Genomic DNA, 16,784 nt, shown 5'->3' with positions numbered 1-16,784 from the left:
AATAGCAGAGAATCTTATGTATCCGCATGATGTGTGATCATAAGATATACAGCGGCTGTCGGAAAATCGGCAGCCGTTTTCGGTATACAAAAACCGGACGGCGCACAGCGGGGGACAGAAGAAAGGAAAAATATGAAAAATAAAGAATTCAAAAAAGGTATAGCTATTGGAGTGGCATCAACGCTGGTTGTGACAGGCACTGTTTTTGCCAGCTATCAGAAAATGCTGTTTCCGAAAGGTAATGCGCTGTCCGATGTGAAAACGGTTCAGAAGCTGAATTACCTGGAAGAACTGATCGATAAAGAATATCTGGATGAAAAAGACGAAAGCAGCCTGCGGGAGGGGCTTTATGCTGGCCTGCTTGCCGGCTTGAAGGATCCGTACTCCACCTATTACACAGCAGAACAGTATAAAGAGCTGAATACTTCCAATGAAGGCTCCTATGTAGGAATCGGTGCCGTTCTTCAGAAGGATGACGCCGGAGGGGCAAAGATCATACAGCTTTATGAGGGGGGACCTGGAGAACAGGTGGGACTGAAAAAGGGAGATGTGATCAAGGCAGTAGATGGAACTGATGTTACAGACAAAGAAACTTCAGATATTGCTTCCATGGTCCGTGACAGTGAGAAAGATTCCGTAATGCTGACCATACAGCGGGAAAACGAAGAGAAAACCCGGGATGTCAAAGTGGAGATCCGGGATGTGGAGATTCAGACTGTTTCCCATGAGATGCTTTCCGAAGACACCGGCTATATCCGGATCTCCGAATTTTCTGAGGTGACCAGCGATCAGTATAAAAAAGCATTTGCAGATCTGAAGGATCAGGGAATGAAGAAGCTGGTCGTGGATCTCCGTGATAATCCGGGAGGCCTTCTTACTGCAGTCTGCGGCGTACTCCGCCAGATACTTCCGGAAGGGCTGATTGTCTATACAGAGGACAAAAACGGAAAGAGGGAAGAGGAAACCTGCGACGGAAAAAATAAACTGGACATGCCGCTGGCTGTTCTGGTAAACGGAAACAGTGCCAGTGCATCTGAGATCTTTGCGGGGGCGGTGAAGGACTACGGGATTGGAACGATTGTAGGAACAACTACCTATGGAAAGGGAGTGGTGCAGACCATCCATTCTCTTACCGATGGCAGTGCGGTAAAGATCACTATCGCAAAATATTTTACGCCAAAGGGCAATGATATCAACAAAAAAGGAATCAATCCGGATGTGGAAGCAGAGCTTTCTGGAGACATCACAGACTGGACAGAACTTACACATAAAGAAGACACGCAGCTTCAGACAGCCCTGAAAGAGATTGGACAGAGCTGACGCGTCCGGAGGGGAGAAAGGATGGAAAACCCATTCTGCTTATCAGTCTGGTGGCAGTGATCGGAAATCCTGTCCTCATAATTGTAAAAACAGAATGAAAGTGATAGAATCAAATCATATGAGGGCAGAAGAACTACATCTGCTCATAGTGGAAAACATAGCACAGGAACATCAAAACAGGAGGATAGCATAAATGGAACGACATGCTTTTGCAATGAAAGTAAAAGAAGGAAAAATGAATGATTACCGTAAGATCTTAGGCGAGATCTGGCCGGAGCTTACTGCATATCTTGACCGTAACGGCATCCATAATTTCAGCATCTGGAATGCGGCAGACCTTGTATTCGGATATTACGAAAATGCAGACGGAGCGGTGATCTCTCCGGAAGAGGAGAAAGTAAAGGCAGCATTGACTGAAAAGATAGGAGATACCTTTACCTGGATCTCTACTCCCGGAAAAGACATGCGCCTGATGTATCATAATTTTGGTGTTGTGCGAGAAAACAAAGAACTGATCCGCCACAGAATGTTCATGACAAAATTAAAAGACGGCTGTGAGGAAGAATATAAAGCCCGTCATGACGGACTTGTGGCACAAAGAGGCGAAACAATAGATCCGGGCCCGGACAGCAACTTCAGCATCTGGAGCGCAGGAGGATATATTTTTGGATATGATGAGATCGACATAACCATGGAAGTGGAAGAAACACCGGAAGCAAGAGAGGCAACCATCGCATGGGAGACACGCCAGCTCGGGATCATGGACTGGATCACCAACGATGTGGACTGGATGACAAAAGAAGTACATCCGTCAAGTGTACGTCTTGCATGGCATAATTAAAAAAATGGGAAATTAAAAAGGAAGGAGGCCGGGACTTTGTTTGGAGGCAGCCCCGGCAGTATGAAAAAGAAAAAAGTGTTATCAAAGGTAGTACCCTTTGCACATCTAATAATATACTCATATTTTGTGGTCATTCTGTGACGTCATTCTGAAAAAAGTATGAACAAAAAAGAAAAAATAACTGAACTCAAATCTTAACAATTCTTAAACTTTCCATATTTAGTTGAAACCATACGCCCCGACTGTTATACTGTGACTAGCAGATGTTAGCAGGAGAAGAATATGTTTTATTCCTGATATCAATAAAATAATGAGGCGTGAATTTATGAAACGTTTTTGGAAATATGTAATAGGGATCGTACCTGCGTACGGGCTTTTTCCCCTTGTTTTTTCATTTGTATTTAACTGTCTTGTATATTCCGGTTCAAGGGCGATCGCAGGCGGTTGGTATCATCACAATATAGAAAGTAATCTTGATCTGCGGCTCCCATTTGTGCCGCAGTTTTTGATTATCTATTTTGGCTGTTATGTATTCTGGGCAGTGAATTATATTCTAGCGGCAAGGCAGGAGCGGGAACAGGTTTACCGTTTTTTTACTGCGGATATTATATCCCGTTGTGTGTGTCTGATCATATTTCTGGCATATCCCACTACCAATACAAGACCGATGATCGAAGGAAACGGAATCTGGGATCTGCTGGCCGGCTGGCTGTATTCCATTGATGCGGCAGATAACCTGTTTCCATCTATCCATTGTCTGGTAAGCTGGTTCTGTTTTCTGGGGATCAAAGATCAGAAAAGAATTCCGACATGGTATAAGGGGGTATCGTTTACACTGGCTGTGCTGGTTTTTCTGTCTACCATTTTTACCAAGCAGCATGTACTTGTGGATGTAGCAGGTGGTGTGATCCTGGCTCAGGTATGCTTTATTCTGGGACAGAAAACAGAACTCTGGCATATTTATGAACGGTTTGGAACTAAAATTGAAAAGAAGATCAACAGATATACAGAAGGTGTCAAGTGATGAAGAACAGAAAAAAGATCATATTTAACGGAGTGTTCCTGGCAGCAGTTTTTGCCCTGACCATCTACGGTGTTTTTCACGGAGAAGACCTGTCTTTCATGATGGATGCCATACACAGGGCAGATAAACGGTGGCTGCTTCCGGGAATTGCACTGGTAGCATTTTTTATCTGGGGAGAATCCATCATTATCTGGTATATGATGCGTTCCAGTGGGATCTATCTGAAAAAAAGGACCTGCTTTCTGTTTTCGTCTGTAGGATTTTTTTTCAGCTGTATCACACCATCCGCCAGCGGCGGACAGCCCATGCAGATCTACTATATGAAAAAAGAGAAGATTTCCATTCCGGTGTCAACGGTGATACTGATGATCGTGACGATCACCTATAAGCTGGTGCTTGTGGTGATCGGTATTGGAATCGCGATTTTCGGAAGAGGATTTCTTCACAGATATCTGGAAGGAATCCTGCCGGTGTTTTATCTGGGACTGATGCTGAATATCTTCTGTGTCACTTTTATGACCATTCTGGTATTTCATCCGCTTTTTGCAAAAGCGATCCTGGTGAAGGGAATGAAGCTTCTGGAACGGTTTCATCTGATGAGGAAAAAAGAGGGACGGCTGAAAAAACTGGAAGCTTCCATGGATACTTACCGAAATACTGCGGCATATCTGAAGAATAATCCGTTGGTGATTGTTAAAGTAATAGGGATCACTTTTATCCAGCGTATGGCACTGTTTGCAGTAACATGGTTTGTATATCAGGCTTTTGGACTCCATGGAACCGGTTTCTGGGATATCCTTTTTCTCCAGGCAGTGATATCGGTATCTGTGGATATGCTGCCGCTTCCGGGAGGAATGGGAATCAGTGAGACTTTGTTTCTTACCATTTTCAGTCCGGTATTCGGTGGCCTGCTGCTTCCGGGAATGGTACTTAGCAGAGGACTGGGATATTACGGAGAGCTGCTGATCAGTGCGGTGTTTACTGCGGTGGCTCAGCTCACTATCGGAAAAAGGAATCCTGAAAAGATTTAATCGAATGCAGATCGCGGAGATCTGCTTGACCCAGATCAGGTAAGTCCCCTGCGGGACTGTGAATATAGCCTGACGTGAAAAAGAAAAAAGAGGTGTGCAAATGATAGGATTTTATGATTACACGGTAATAATGACTTACATAAGCGTAGTTTCTTCCATGATCGGAATCTTCTGCGCTGTGACGGACCATATTTCAGCAGCGGTGTGCTGTCTTGCATTTTCCGGACTGTGCGATATGTTTGACGGAAAGATCGCAAGGACCAAGAAAAACAGAACGGAGGAAGAGAAATGCTTCGGGATCCAGATCGATTCCCTTGCAGATATCGTCTGTTTTGGAATCCTTCCCATTGTGCTGGGATTTAAGCTTGGAATGTGTCATGTTTACGGAATAGCTATTCTTTTATTTTATGGTCTGGCAGGCCTGATCCGTCTGGCGTATTTCAACGTCATGGAGGAAAAACGCCAGAATGAAACCTCCGAAAACCGAAAATATTATCAGGGCCTTCCCATCACATCCATGTCTGTGGTCCTGCCGCTTCTGTTTGTGGTATCCCTGCTTTTTCCGGAGTATAAATGGTTTGTGGTGCTCCTTCATATTGCAATGCTGACGGTAGGACTTCTGTTTATCCTGGATTTTAAATTCCGTAAGCCGACCAACCGGGAACTGGTGATCATTGTTGCGGTAGTTGCGGTGGCAGTTCTTCTTGTACTTTTCTACAACGAAGGATGGTGGAAGTTCAATTATCTCTACAAGCTTTCTATGGAGAGAGGCGGTAATCTATGATCCGGACAGCGGACAGAATGGGGCATATTACAGAGGAGGATTCCTTTCAGAACAATCTCCTGGAAAAAATTTACGGTTCTGTGGCCGGACGTATGATGATCCGGCCGCTGGTTACTCCCGTTGTTTCCATTGCCATGGGATGGCTTCTGGATTCCAGGCTTTCGGCAGCAGCGGTGAAACCCTTTATACGGTTCAATCATCTGGATATGAGTGATTATGAAAAGCGTAAATATACTTCCTACAATGATTTTTTCAAGCGGAAGATCCGGGAGGGTGCCCGCCATATTGATATGGAACCGGGACATTTTATCAGTCCCTGTGACTGCAGGGTGAGTGTGTATCCGGCAGATGAAAAAGCCCGTCTTCATATCAAACAGACCGAATATACCATAGAGGAGCTTCTCAGGAATCCTTCTCTTGGAAAAAGATATCAGGGTGGCTATGTGTGGGTGCTTCGTCTCTGCGTTCAGGATTATCACAGATATATTTATCCGGACAATGCGGCGGAGTCCGGACGCATCAGGATCCCGGGGATCCTGCATACAGTCAACCCCGTGGCCAACGATGCCTATCCGATCTACAAGGAAAACAGCAGAGAGTATTCTCTTTTGAAAACAGAGAATTTCCGTACCGTGCTGATGATGGAGGTAGGTGCTCTTTTTGTTGGAAGGATCGAAAACCGACCAAGGAAAGCATCTGTGAAACGGGGAGACGAAAAAGGAAATTTTGCTTTCGGCGGCTCCACCATTGTGCTGATCACTGAAAAAAATGCGGTAAAGCCGGATGAAGATATTTTGAACAATTCCCGTGAAGGAATTGAAACAAGAGTACTCATGGGAGAAAAGATCGGAGAATCCTTTTAGAGGGTTCTCCTTTTTTGGCGGATAAAATAAAAAAAATGAAATTACGTTCACACACACAACACAAACCTGTGATATATTATGAGCAGTAGCAAAGTGGAATGGAAATATCCGCTTTAGAATGAACCGGAAGTAAAAGCTCAGCTTTTTGTAAAGAGGGATAATACAGAGCATTTCGGGCTGTCAGCAGCTGGCCGGAACAGCGACTGAGAAACGGAGGAAGATAGAATGGATGCATTAAAAATTCTTGTAGTAGATGATGAGAGCAGGATGAGAAAACTGGTAAAGGATTTTCTCACCAAAAAGAATTTCCAGGTACTGGAAGCAGGTGACGGTGAGGAGGCCATGGATATTTTTTATAAAGAAAAGGACATTGCGCTTTTGATCCTGGATGTGATGATGCCGAAGATGGATGGCTGGGAAGTATGTCGTGAGATCCGCAAAAATTCCAAGGTTCCCATCATTATGCTGACAGCAAGAGGAGATGAGCGTGATGAGCTTCTGGGATTTGAACTCGGGGTGGACGAATATATCTCCAAACCCTTCAGCCCCAAGATCCTGGTAGCACGTGTAGAAGCCATTCTTCGAAGAACGGGACAGAGCAACCCGGATGAGATACTTTCAGCAGGTGGGATTGTCATTGACAAGGCAGCGCATCAGGCAACGGTAGATGATAAACCGATGGATCTGAGCTTCAAGGAATTTGAGCTTCTGACTTATTTCCTGGAGAATGAGGGAATCGCTCTTTCCAGAGAAAAGATCCTGAATTCTGTGTGGAATTATGATTATTTCGGAGATGCCAGAACCATTGATACTCATGTCAAAAAGCTGAGAAGTAAAATGGGCGATAAGGGAGAGTATATCAAGACAGTCTGGGGGATGGGCTACAAGTTTGAGGTAGGAGAATGAAAAAACCGAAGGAAAAAATAAAAAAGATCCATAGTCTCCGCCATCAGATCACAGCATACTTTATCGGTCTGCTGTTTTTATCCATTCTGACTATTACCGTGATCAACGGAGCCTTTCTTGAAAAATACTATGTGACAAAAAAGATCGATGTACTTCTGGATCTCCGAACAACTCTGGAAAATACAGATATTGACAAGATGATGAACAGCAACAGCTCGAAAGGTTCTGAGAGTATTCCCGATGAGATCCAGAGAGCCTGCTCCAGAAACAATCTTTCCTGGGTTATCATTGACAGCAGCAATACCAGCTGGCTTTCCTGGGGTGAAAATGAAAAAATGCTTCAGAGCAAGCTGTTCGGATATGTCTACGGTCTGGATGAGGACGGAGATAAGAGCCGGACCTTGAAGCAGGGTGACAATTATACCATCCAGCAGTCGCATGACCGTTTTGCGGGAATGGATTATGTGGAATGCTGGGGACAGCTGGATGATGAACATTATTTTATCATAAGGACACCCCTTGAGAGCATCAGGGAGAGCGCTGATATTTCCAATAAGTTTTACTTTGCGGTAGGTCTGATGATCATAATCCTAAGTGGTCTGATCATTATGGTCGTGACCAGGAGGATCACCCGTCCCATCAGTGAGCTTACGGAACTTTCCAGAAAAATGTCAGATCTGGATTTTGAAGCAAAATACGAGAGCAAAGTCGGCAATGAGATCGATGTTCTGGGAGATAATTTCAACCGGATGTCTTCACAGCTTGAGACTACCATCAGTGAACTGAAATCCGCAAACAATGAACTGCAGCGTGACATTGAGGACAAGATCAAGATCGACAAGATGCGGAAGGAATTTCTGGATAACGTATCTCATGAGCTGAAAACTCCGATCGCCCTGATCCAGGGCTATGCAGAAGGCCTGAAAGAAAATATTTCCGATGATTCTGAGAGCAGAGAGTTCTATTGCGATGTCATCATGGATGAAGCCTCCAGGATGAATAAACTGGTAAAAAATCTTCTTACACTGAATCAGCTGGAATCCGGCAAAGATGCAGTTGTAATGGAGCGGTTTGATATCGTATCCCTGATCCGCGGCGTGCTTCAGACCATGAATATCATGATCGGACAGAAGGATGCAAAAGTGATCTTTGAGGCGGAGAAGCCGGTTTATGTATGGGCCGATGAGTTTAAGATCGAAGAGGTTGTGACAAACTATGTAAGCAATGCCCTGAACCATCTGGAGGGAGAGAAAGAAATCGAGATCAAGCTGCAGGATGAGGATAACCATGTGAAGATCAGTGTGTTTAACACAGGGACCCCGATCCCTGAGGCAGATGTACCTAATCTCTGGAATAAATTTTATAAAGTTGATAAAGCGAGAACCAGGGAATACGGCGGAAGCGGTATTGGTTTATCTATTGTAAAGGCCATCATGGAAAGTATGAACCAGGAATATGGTGTGCAGAACTTTGATAATGGCGTGGAATTCTGGTTTACACTGGACCGGAAATAATAAAACTTTACCGTGATAATGTGAAAAAATGGGCGGCAGCAGAGAAAAGTCTTTGCAACCGCCTGTTTTTGCGTTATACTAAAGCAATGTAAATCGAAGGTGAGAGAGGAATATCGAGATACAAAAGAGCAGGAGGAAGCATTATTATGATAGGAATCATTGACTACGATGCGGGAAACATCAAAAGTGTGGAAAAAGCACTTCAGTATCTGGGACAGGAGACTGTCGTCTCAAGAGATCCCCAGGTGCTTCTGAAAGCAGATAAAGTAATCCTTCCGGGAGTTGGAAGCTTTGGTGATGCTATGGAAAATCTCAAAAAATACGGATTTGTTCCGGTAATACATGAGATCGTGGAAAAGGGAACGCCCTTTCTTGGAATCTGCCTTGGACTGCAGCTGCTTTTTGAGAGCAGTGATGAGACACCGGGAGTGAAAGGTCTTGGGATCCTGAAGGGAAAAATCCTGCGCATTCCGCCAAGTCCGGGACTGAAGATCCCGCATATGGGATGGAATTCCCTGCATATTCAGAACAGCGGAAGATTATTTAAGGATATTCCGGAAAACACATACGTTTACTTTGTACATTCCTATTATCTTCAGGCAGAGGAGAAAGAGATCGTGAAAGCGACTACTCAGTACAGCACATGCATCCATGCGTCGGTGGAGAAGGGAAATGTATTTGCATGTCAATTCCATCCGGAAAAAAGCAGCCGGTGGGGCTTGAAGATCCTTGAGAATTTTGCGGCACTTGAGGCAGGCACCGGAAAGGAGGAGGCATGATCATGTTTACAAAAAGAATCATTCCATGTCTTGATGTAAATAAGGGACGTGTGGTAAAAGGCGTGAATTTTGTTGATCTTAAGGATGCCGGAGATCCGGTGGAAATTGCCAAAGCTTATGATGCAGCCGGTGCGGACGAGCTTGTTTTTCTTGATATCACTGCCTCCTGTGAGGAGCGTGATACCGTGGTGGATATGGTAAGAGCTGTTGCAGCCAACGTATTTATCCCGTTTACCGTAGGCGGAGGAATCCGTACCGTAGATGATTTCCGGAAGCTTCTCCGTGAAGGTGCGGATAAGATTTCTGTAAATTCCGCAGCTATCGACCGTCCGGAGCTGATCCATGAGGCTGCACAGAAATTCGGAAGCCAGTGTGTAGTAGTTGCCATTGATGCCAAGAGAAGACCGGATGGCGGCTGGAATATCTACAAACATGGCGGAAGACTGGATACCGGTATTGACGCTCTTGAATGGGCAAAGAAGGTGGAAGAACTTGGCGCAGGTGAGATCCTTCTTACCAGCATGGATTGTGACGGAACAAAGGCCGGGTATGATATTGAACTTACAAGAGCCGTTGCAGATGCGGTTTCCATCCCGGTGATCGCCTCCGGTGGTGCCGGAACCCTGGAGCATTTTTATGATGCACTGACAGAAGGCGGAGCAGATGCGGCACTGGCAGCATCTCTGTTCCACTACAAAGAGCTGGAGATCCGGGAAGTGAAGGATTACCTTGCGGAAAAAGGAATTTCCGTGAGAAGATAAGTTGGATGAGAGGTGATAGATATGGCTCCTATAGCAGGAGACTGGCAGGAGGCACTGAAAGGTGAATTTCATCAGCCTTACTATGCCAAACTTTATAAAACCGTGATGACAGAATACAGAACAAGAAAGATTTTTCCGCCGCCGGAAGATATGTTCAATGCGTTTCATTTTACGCCTCTGCATCAGGTAAAGGTTGTGATCCTGGGACAGGACCCTTATCACAATGACGGACAGGCTCATGGGCTTTGCTTTTCCGTAAAAAAAGGTGTGGAAACACCGCCATCTCTGGTGAATATTTATAAGGAACTTGAGGATGATATGGGATGTTATATCCCAAACAACGGTAATCTGGAAAAATGGGCAAAGCAGGGCGTGCTTCTTTTGAACACAGTGCTGACTGTACGTGCACATCAGGCCAATTCCCACAGAGGGATCGGCTGGGAGCAGTTTACCGATGCGGCCATCCGGATCCTGGACCAGGAGGATCGCCCGATCGTGTTTCTTCTCTGGGGGCGACCTGCTCAGATGAAGGCATCCATGCTTCATAATCCGAAGCATCTGATCCTGGAGGCACCACATCCAAGTCCCCTTTCTGCCTACCGGGGATTTTTCGGATGCAGGCATTTCAGCAAGGCTAATGAATTTTTGAAAGCCAATGGGGTAGAACCTGTTGACTGGCAGATTGAGAATATTTAAGTTAGGGAAAGTAAAATGGGTAAAAAAAATGATAACACACTTGTGAAAAACGCATCTTTTCTTATGGTTGCGGCGCTGATCTCCAAGATCATCGGAATGCTGTATAAGAGTCCGCTTTCAACCACACTGGGAAGTCAGAGCTTTGCACTTTTTCAGTTTGCACAGAATGTATATTTTATTCTGTTGATGATTGCGTCCTTCAGTATTCCTCAGGCTGTATCCAAGATCATGGCGGAGAAGATTGCTTTTCACAGATATAAGGATGCACAGAAGGTATTTTACGGCGCACTGATCTATGCGGCAGTTGCCGGCGGTATCGTGGCGCTGATCTGTGTATTTGGTGCAGGGATCCTGGTTCCTGACAGTATGGCGAACGCCCGTCTGGCACTGCAGATGCTTGCGCCCACAATTTTCATGTCCGGTCTTTGCGGTGTATTCCGTGGATATTTCCAGGCATACCGCAATATGATGCCTACATCGATCTCGCAGATCATTGAGCAGATCTTTGTGGCAACCTTTGCGCTTCTGATGTCACATGTATTTATCCAGCATTTTTCCGCAACAGGAGATATGGATCTGGTTCATCGCTGGGGTGCAGCAGGAGCTACTATGGGTACCGGAGCAGGTGTGGCTTCCGCGCTGATCTTTATGCTGATCGTTTATGGGATAAACCGTAAGATCATCCGGAAAAGGATCGTCAATGACCGCCATTCTGTAAATGAGAGTATGGGTCATGTAATGAGCAATATCGTGCTCATCATTATGCCGATCATTCTCAGTGCTTTTATTTATAATGTAAACGGATATATCAACAGCTATATGTATTCCGGTATCATGGATATCAAGGGTGCCGCCAAGGACGTGATCCAGACCTTGTATTCCGAGTACGGATATTATATGACGCTGATCAATATCCCGCTTACCCTGGCGAGTACAGCACCAACATCTATGATCCCTGAGGTTTCCGCTCATTATGCAATGCACGATATTGAAGGTGCAAATATGAAGACGGACCGTGCCACATGGATCAGTATGCTGATCTCTATTCCTGCGGCAGTAGGTCTTGCAGTTCTTTCCGGATCGATCACGAGACTGATCTTCCCGGGAACCAACGGTGTAGGCGGACAGCTTCTGATCCTGGGAGGAATCACCATTATCCTGAATGGCAACTCCAATATCACCAACGGTGTACTTCAGGGGATCGGCAGGCCGAAGCTCCCGATGATCCATGCAGCCATTGCTCTGGTGGCAGATGTGATAGCCATGGCACTGCTTCTGGTATTTACCAATCTTGGTGTTTATACCATTGTCATCGCCCAGATCGTTTATGCGGTTGTGATGTGTCTTCTCAATGACCGTTCCATCAAGAAATATATGGGCTATAAGAATCCGTGGAGAAGTGCTTATTTAAGCCCGTTCCTGGCATCTATCCCGATGGGGGTTGTTGCGGGAGTGGTGTATTACGGTCTGTATGCGCTGATCCATTCCAATGTGATCTGCCTGGGTATTTCCGTGATGCTGGCAGCAGTTGTATACTTTATTGTATATCTGTTTGTAAGCAAGCCTGGTGAAAAAGAGCTGGGTATGATGCCTGGTGGAAGATATATGAAGAAGCTGGCGAGAATGATGAAGATCATCTGATTTTGAAAGTTTTACAGGATAATAAAAAATACCCGCAGATTTATTCCGGCGAATGATGGACCGGATGATCTGCGGGTGTTTTTTACATTATCTCAGATTACTGGTAATGCAGGTTTTGAAAAAAGTTTCTTCTCAGTATTCCCTCTGGGAAAACAGCTTTATGATCTCCAGGGTAACTTCTACAACGGCATCCATTCCTTCTGATGTAATGTGCTCATAAGGACCGTGATAGGCATGTCCGCCGGTTCCGAGATTCGGGCAGGGCAGTCCCATAAAGCTTAACTGTGCACCGTCTGTGCCGCCGCGGATAGGCAGGATCAGCGGCGTGACACCGCAGCTGTGGCAGGCTTCCTCTGCCAGAGATATCAGCCATGGGCAGGTATCGATGATCTCTTTCATATTGCGGTACTGCTGGGTGATGGTAAGAGTTACGGTGCCTTTGCCCCATTTTTCATTGAGGATTTCTGCGATATGTGAGAGCGTTTTCTGGCGTACTTCAAAAGAAGCGGCATCGTGATCACGGACAATATACTGAAGTTCAGCCTGGGAAACATCTCCTTTCATGGAGCAAAGATGGAAAAATCCTTCATAGTCCGCTGTGTTCCTTGGAGTATCCGCAGATGGAAGCATGGAATTAAACTCCATGGCAACGAGAGCAGCGTTGACCATGGTATTTTTGGAAGAACCGGGATGTACATTAACGCCCTGGAAGGTTACTTTTGCACTGCAGGCGTTAAAGTTTTCGTACTGGATCTCGCCTTCCGTATCGCCGTCCAGGGTATATGCATAATCCGCACCGAATTTTTTTACATCAAAGTGGGCCGGTCCCATGCCGATTTCTTCATCCGGAGTAAAAGCGACGCAGAGAGGTCCGTGAGGTATTTTTTCCGTAAGGATATGCTCCAGCGCAGTGATGATCTCTGCAATGCCGGCCTTGTCGTCTGCGCCCAGGATCGTGGTTCCGTCTGAGGTGATCAGGGTACGCCCGGCAAGTGAAGCAAGATGCGGGAACATTTCCGGGGAAAGGGTTCTGCCGCTTGTGCCGAGAGGGAGCTCTTTTCCATCGTAATCTTCTGTGACCACCGGTGTGACTACATGGTCACAGAAATCGGAAACCGTATCCATATGAGCGATAAAGCCCAGTGCTTTGCAGTGCTCCAGGCCTTTTGTAGCAGGAAGATGTGCATAAACGTAACAGTGTTCATCCAGAGACACATCGGAGATCCCAAGATCTTTCAGTTCCTCCACAAGAAGCCGGGCCAGGTCAAACTGGCACTGGGAAGAGGGGGAAGAAGAGCTTTCTTCATTGCTGGGGGTGAATATTTTTACATAGGATAGAAGTCGTTGGTATGCTTTCATAGAAGAATGTTCCTTTCTGAAAAATTCCTTCCGGAACAGACAGCAGCTGTATTTATGGAATACGTCTGTTTTTCCGGAGATAATAACAGTATAACACACAGTATCTGCATATTTGTGTAAAAAATTTCCCACGATGTGAAAACCTGTGCTATAATCTGTGAGATAATAAGAAACAGGAGGATTTGAGAGTGGAAAAAAGAATTATACAGGTCGAGGAAAAAGTACCTGCAAAGATGCTGATACCGTTAAGTATCCAGCACATGTTCGCCATGTTCGGAGCATCCGTGCTGGTGCCATTCCTTTTTGGTATCAGTCCGGCTATTGTGCTTCTGATGAATGGTGTGGGAACACTCCTTTTTATTTTCATCACAAAAGGAAAGGCACCGGCTTATTTAGGTTCCAGTTTTGCCTTCCTTTCACCGGCTCTTCTGGTGATCAGCAAGTATGGATATGAGTATGCCCTTGGTGGTTTCGTTGTTCTGGGTATTGCTGGTATGTGTGTTGCATTGATTGTCCGCCAGTGCGGAACAGACTGGATCGATATCGTGCTTCCTACAGCGGCAATGGGACCGGTAGTGGCACTGATCGGTCTGGAGCTTGCGGGAAATGCGGCAAGTACGGCAGGACTTCTGGACGATAAGGTAGATCCGAAGAATGTGATCGTATTTCTGGTCACACTTGGAGTTGCGGTATTCGGGCAGATCCTGTTCCGAGGCTTCCTTTCTGTTATTCCGATCCTGATTGCGATCATTGCGGGATATGTGGCAGCAGGTGCATGCGGGCTTCTGGATTTTACACAGGTAAGGGAAGCGGCATTTTTTGCTCTTCCCAACTTTACATCTCCGAAATTTAATTTTGAGGCCATTATGACGATCTTTCCGGCACTGCTTCTGGTAACCTCCGAGCATATCGGCCATCAGATCGTAACCGGAAAGATTGTTGGAAGAAATCTTCTGAAAGATCCGGGGCTTCACAGATCCCTGTTTGCAGATTTCTTCTCTACCACAGTTTCCGGATGCCTTGGTTCTGTGCCGACAACTACTTACGGTGAGAACATCGGTGTCATGGCGGTGACAAAGGTTTACAGTGTACAGGTGATCGGTGGTGCGGCAGTGCTTTCTATCTGCTGTTCCTTCCTTGGTAAACTGGCAGCCCTGATCAGTACCATTCCCGGTCCGGTGATCGGTGGGATTTCCTTCCTTCTTTACGGAATGATCGGAACATCCGGACTTCGCATGCTGGTTGACAATCACGTGGATTACAGCAAGTCCAGAAATCTGACGCTGACAAGCGTTGTCTTTGTTGTAGGTCTTTCCGGAATTGCCCTGAAGCTTGGAAATGTTGAGCTTACCGGTATGGTGCTGGCATGTGTGGTTGCCATGGCGTTAAGCCTTGTATTCTATATTCTGGACAAACTGAAGCTGACCAACGATCAGTAACAGGAAATGTATTGCATAAAAAGCAGATGAAGAGGGAAATCTTTTTATCTGCTTTTTTGTATTCAGAGAGGAAAAAGAAATCATGTATGGGAAGCCTTTTGTCGGATTTTTAGAGATCCTGTCAACAAAAAAACAGAGGGATTTTCAAGTATCTTATTGACAATCATTCCGTTTTATAATACTATGTAATACAGAAAACACGAACAAAGGTTCGGATTGCAGGAAACCTGATTAGAAAGAGAATAAAGAATAGGAGATTACATAATGATCAGTGAAGAGAAGCAGAAGGCGTTGGAAGCGGCCCTTGGAAATATTGAGAAACAGTTCGGTAAAGGCTCTGTCATGAAGCTTGGAGATTCCAGCTCCCATATGCAGGTGGAGGCAGTTCCCACAGGATGCTTAAGCCTGGATATCGCCCTTGGTGTAGGTGGTGTTCCCAAGGGACGTATCGTGGAGATCTACGGACCGGAGTCCAGTGGTAAGACAACGGTAGCCTTACATATGGTCGCTGAGGTGCAGAAGAGAGGCGGAATCGCAGGATTTATCGATGCGGAGCATGCTCTTGATCCTGTTTATGCCAAGAGTATAGGTGTTGATATCGACAACCTTTATATTTCACAGCCGGATAACGGAGAGCAGGCGCTGGAGATCACAGAGACTATGGTACGTTCCGGTGCTGTGGATATCGTGATTGTGGATTCTGTTGCAGCTCTGGTTCCCAAGGCAGAGATCGAAGGAGATATGGGAGACAGCCATGTAGGTCTGCAGGCCCGTCTGATGTCACAGGCACTCCGTAAACTGACGGCTGTTATCAGCAAGTCCAACTGCGTGGTGATCTTTATCAACCAGCTTCGTGAGAAGGTTGGAGTGATGTTTGGCAATCCGGAAACTACAACCGGTGGACGTGCGCTGAAATTCTATGCATCTGTCCGTATGGATGTACGTCGTGTGGAAACCTTGAAGCAGGGTGGTGAGATGGTCGGAAACCACACCCGTGTGAAAGTAGTTAAGAACAAGGTCGCTCCGCCATTTAAGCAGGCAGAGTTTGATATCATGTTCGGAACCGGTATTTCCAGAGAGGGAGATATCCTGGATCTGGCTGCAGAATGCTCCATCGTAAACAAGAGCGGAGCCTGGTATGCATATGAAGGGGATAAGATCGGACAGGGACGTGAGAATGCCAAATTATTCCTGAGAGAGCATCCGGAGATCCGCGATGAGATTGAGAAGAAGGTTCGTGTACATTATCATCTGGATCCGGCAGATGAGACAGCAGAAGCAGCAGTACAGGCAGATGATACAGAGAAGGAAGAGTAGTCCATGCTGGATCTGGAAGAACGAAACCGTGCAAGAAAGAAAGCCATGCGGCTTCTGGAACATATGGACCGCACAGAGAAAGGCCTGACGGATAAACTCCGTCAGGCTGAATTTTCACCGGAGGCAGTAGAAGATGCCATTGCTTATGTGAAGTCCTATGGGTATATCAACGATGCCCGTTATGCCAGAACCTATATCTCCTTCCGCATGGAAACCAGGAGCCGTCAGAAGATACTCTCGGAACTTCAGTTAAAGGGCGTGGACCGTCAGATTGCCCTGGATGCCTGGAATGAGATGGAAGAGCTTATGGAACCGGACGAGCGGGAGATATTACGCAGGACGATCGAGAAGAAATATGCACCGGACACAGAGCTTGATGAAGGACAGATGAGAAGGCTGTATGGATACCTGGCCAGAAGGGCGTTCCGGTATGAAGATATTTCCCATACCCTGGAAGAAATGAACATCCGGGTGAAACATGATATAGAATAACTCTGAAAACACCTCGC

The 16,784-nt window shown here is 45.9% G+C and carries 16 protein-coding genes; 15 read left to right on the top strand and 1 reads right to left on the bottom strand.

Annotated features, from left to right (window positions below):
- The first annotated feature begins 132 nt into the window (after window positions 1-132).
- From DWX61_RS05225 to DWX61_RS05170, 12 genes are all read left to right on the top strand, one after another.
- On the top strand, window positions 133-1,320 hold the full coding sequence (locus DWX61_RS05225; RefSeq protein WP_118624161.1) for a S41 family peptidase: 1,188 nt from the start codon (window positions 133-135) through the stop codon (window positions 1,318-1,320).
- Window positions 1,321-1,513: 193 nt separating this feature from the next.
- Window positions 1,514-2,161 carry an L-rhamnose mutarotase gene (locus tag DWX61_RS05220; RefSeq protein ID WP_118624159.1) on the top strand — a complete coding sequence of 216 codons (648 nt, stop codon included), beginning with the start codon at window positions 1,514-1,516 and terminating at the stop codon, window positions 2,159-2,161.
- A gap of 325 nt (window positions 2,162-2,486) precedes the next feature.
- Complete coding sequence (locus tag DWX61_RS05215) at window positions 2,487-3,185, top strand: phosphatase PAP2 family protein (protein ID WP_118624283.1); 699 nt, start codon at window positions 2,487-2,489, stop codon at window positions 3,183-3,185.
- Complete coding sequence (locus DWX61_RS05210) at window positions 3,185-4,216, top strand: lysylphosphatidylglycerol synthase transmembrane domain-containing protein (protein ID WP_118624157.1); 1,032 nt, start codon at window positions 3,185-3,187, stop codon at window positions 4,214-4,216. The genes DWX61_RS05215 and DWX61_RS05210 overlap by 1 nt, the downstream gene beginning before the upstream one ends.
- Before the next feature lie 100 nt (window positions 4,217-4,316).
- Window positions 4,317-5,000, top strand: coding sequence for a CDP-alcohol phosphatidyltransferase family protein (locus tag DWX61_RS05205; protein ID WP_118513034.1), 684 nt, complete (start codon window positions 4,317-4,319; stop codon window positions 4,998-5,000).
- Window positions 4,997-5,863, top strand: a complete 867-nt coding sequence (locus DWX61_RS05200; RefSeq protein ID WP_174235845.1) for a phosphatidylserine decarboxylase — start codon at window positions 4,997-4,999, stop codon at window positions 5,861-5,863. The genes DWX61_RS05205 and DWX61_RS05200 overlap by 4 nt, the downstream gene beginning before the upstream one ends.
- A gap of 225 nt (window positions 5,864-6,088) precedes the next feature.
- On the top strand, window positions 6,089-6,769 hold the full coding sequence (locus DWX61_RS05195) for a response regulator transcription factor (RefSeq protein WP_015526981.1): 681 nt from the start codon (window positions 6,089-6,091) through the stop codon (window positions 6,767-6,769).
- Complete coding sequence (locus DWX61_RS05190) at window positions 6,766-8,283, top strand: sensor histidine kinase (protein WP_118624155.1); 1,518 nt, start codon at window positions 6,766-6,768, stop codon at window positions 8,281-8,283. Before DWX61_RS05195 ends, DWX61_RS05190 begins: the two co-directional genes overlap by 4 nt.
- Window positions 8,284-8,429: 146 nt before the next feature.
- Window positions 8,430-9,062, top strand: coding sequence for an imidazole glycerol phosphate synthase subunit HisH (gene hisH / locus DWX61_RS05185; protein ID WP_118624153.1), 633 nt, complete (start codon window positions 8,430-8,432; stop codon window positions 9,060-9,062).
- A gap of 2 nt (window positions 9,063-9,064) precedes the next feature.
- Window positions 9,065-9,823, top strand: a complete 759-nt coding sequence (gene hisF / locus DWX61_RS05180) for an imidazole glycerol phosphate synthase subunit HisF (RefSeq protein ID WP_118513037.1) — start codon at window positions 9,065-9,067, stop codon at window positions 9,821-9,823.
- A gap of 21 nt (window positions 9,824-9,844) precedes the next feature.
- The gene (gene ung / locus DWX61_RS05175; protein ID WP_118513038.1) at window positions 9,845-10,519 is read left to right on the top strand and encodes a uracil-DNA glycosylase; all 675 of its coding nucleotides are present in this window, start codon (window positions 9,845-9,847) and stop codon (window positions 10,517-10,519) included.
- 15 nt (window positions 10,520-10,534) lie between these two features.
- Entirely contained in the window at window positions 10,535-12,160 is a 1,626-nt protein-coding gene (locus DWX61_RS05170) for a putative polysaccharide biosynthesis protein (RefSeq protein WP_118624151.1), read from the top strand.
- Between the two features lie 132 nt (window positions 12,161-12,292).
- Here the strand turns inward: DWX61_RS05170 and pepT are convergent, their stop codons facing one another.
- Window positions 12,293-13,519 (bottom strand): peptidase T, encoded by a 1,227-nt coding sequence (gene pepT / locus DWX61_RS05165; RefSeq protein WP_118624279.1) that lies wholly within the window; start codon window positions 13,517-13,519, stop codon window positions 12,293-12,295.
- A 188-nt stretch (window positions 13,520-13,707) separates the two neighbouring features.
- On the opposite strand from pepT, the gene uraA reads away from it, so the two are divergent.
- From uraA to DWX61_RS05150, 3 genes are all read left to right on the top strand, one after another.
- Window positions 13,708-14,958, top strand: a complete 1,251-nt coding sequence (gene uraA / locus DWX61_RS05160; RefSeq protein WP_118513040.1) for a uracil permease — start codon at window positions 13,708-13,710, stop codon at window positions 14,956-14,958.
- A 264-nt stretch (window positions 14,959-15,222) separates the two neighbouring features.
- Window positions 15,223-16,275 (top strand): recombinase RecA, encoded by a 1,053-nt coding sequence (recA, locus tag DWX61_RS05155; RefSeq protein ID WP_118513041.1) that lies wholly within the window; start codon window positions 15,223-15,225, stop codon window positions 16,273-16,275.
- 3 nt (window positions 16,276-16,278) lie between these two features.
- The gene (locus DWX61_RS05150) at window positions 16,279-16,767 is read left to right on the top strand and encodes a regulatory protein RecX (protein WP_118513042.1); all 489 of its coding nucleotides are present in this window, start codon (window positions 16,279-16,281) and stop codon (window positions 16,765-16,767) included.
- The last annotated feature ends 17 nt before the right edge of the window (window positions 16,768-16,784 follow it).

This window comes from Ruminococcus sp. AF20-12LB (genome assembly GCF_003478985.1).
Classification (GTDB): domain Bacteria; phylum Bacillota; class Clostridia; order Lachnospirales; family Lachnospiraceae; genus Blautia_A.
This window is presented reverse-complemented; position numbering and strand designations above follow the sequence as displayed.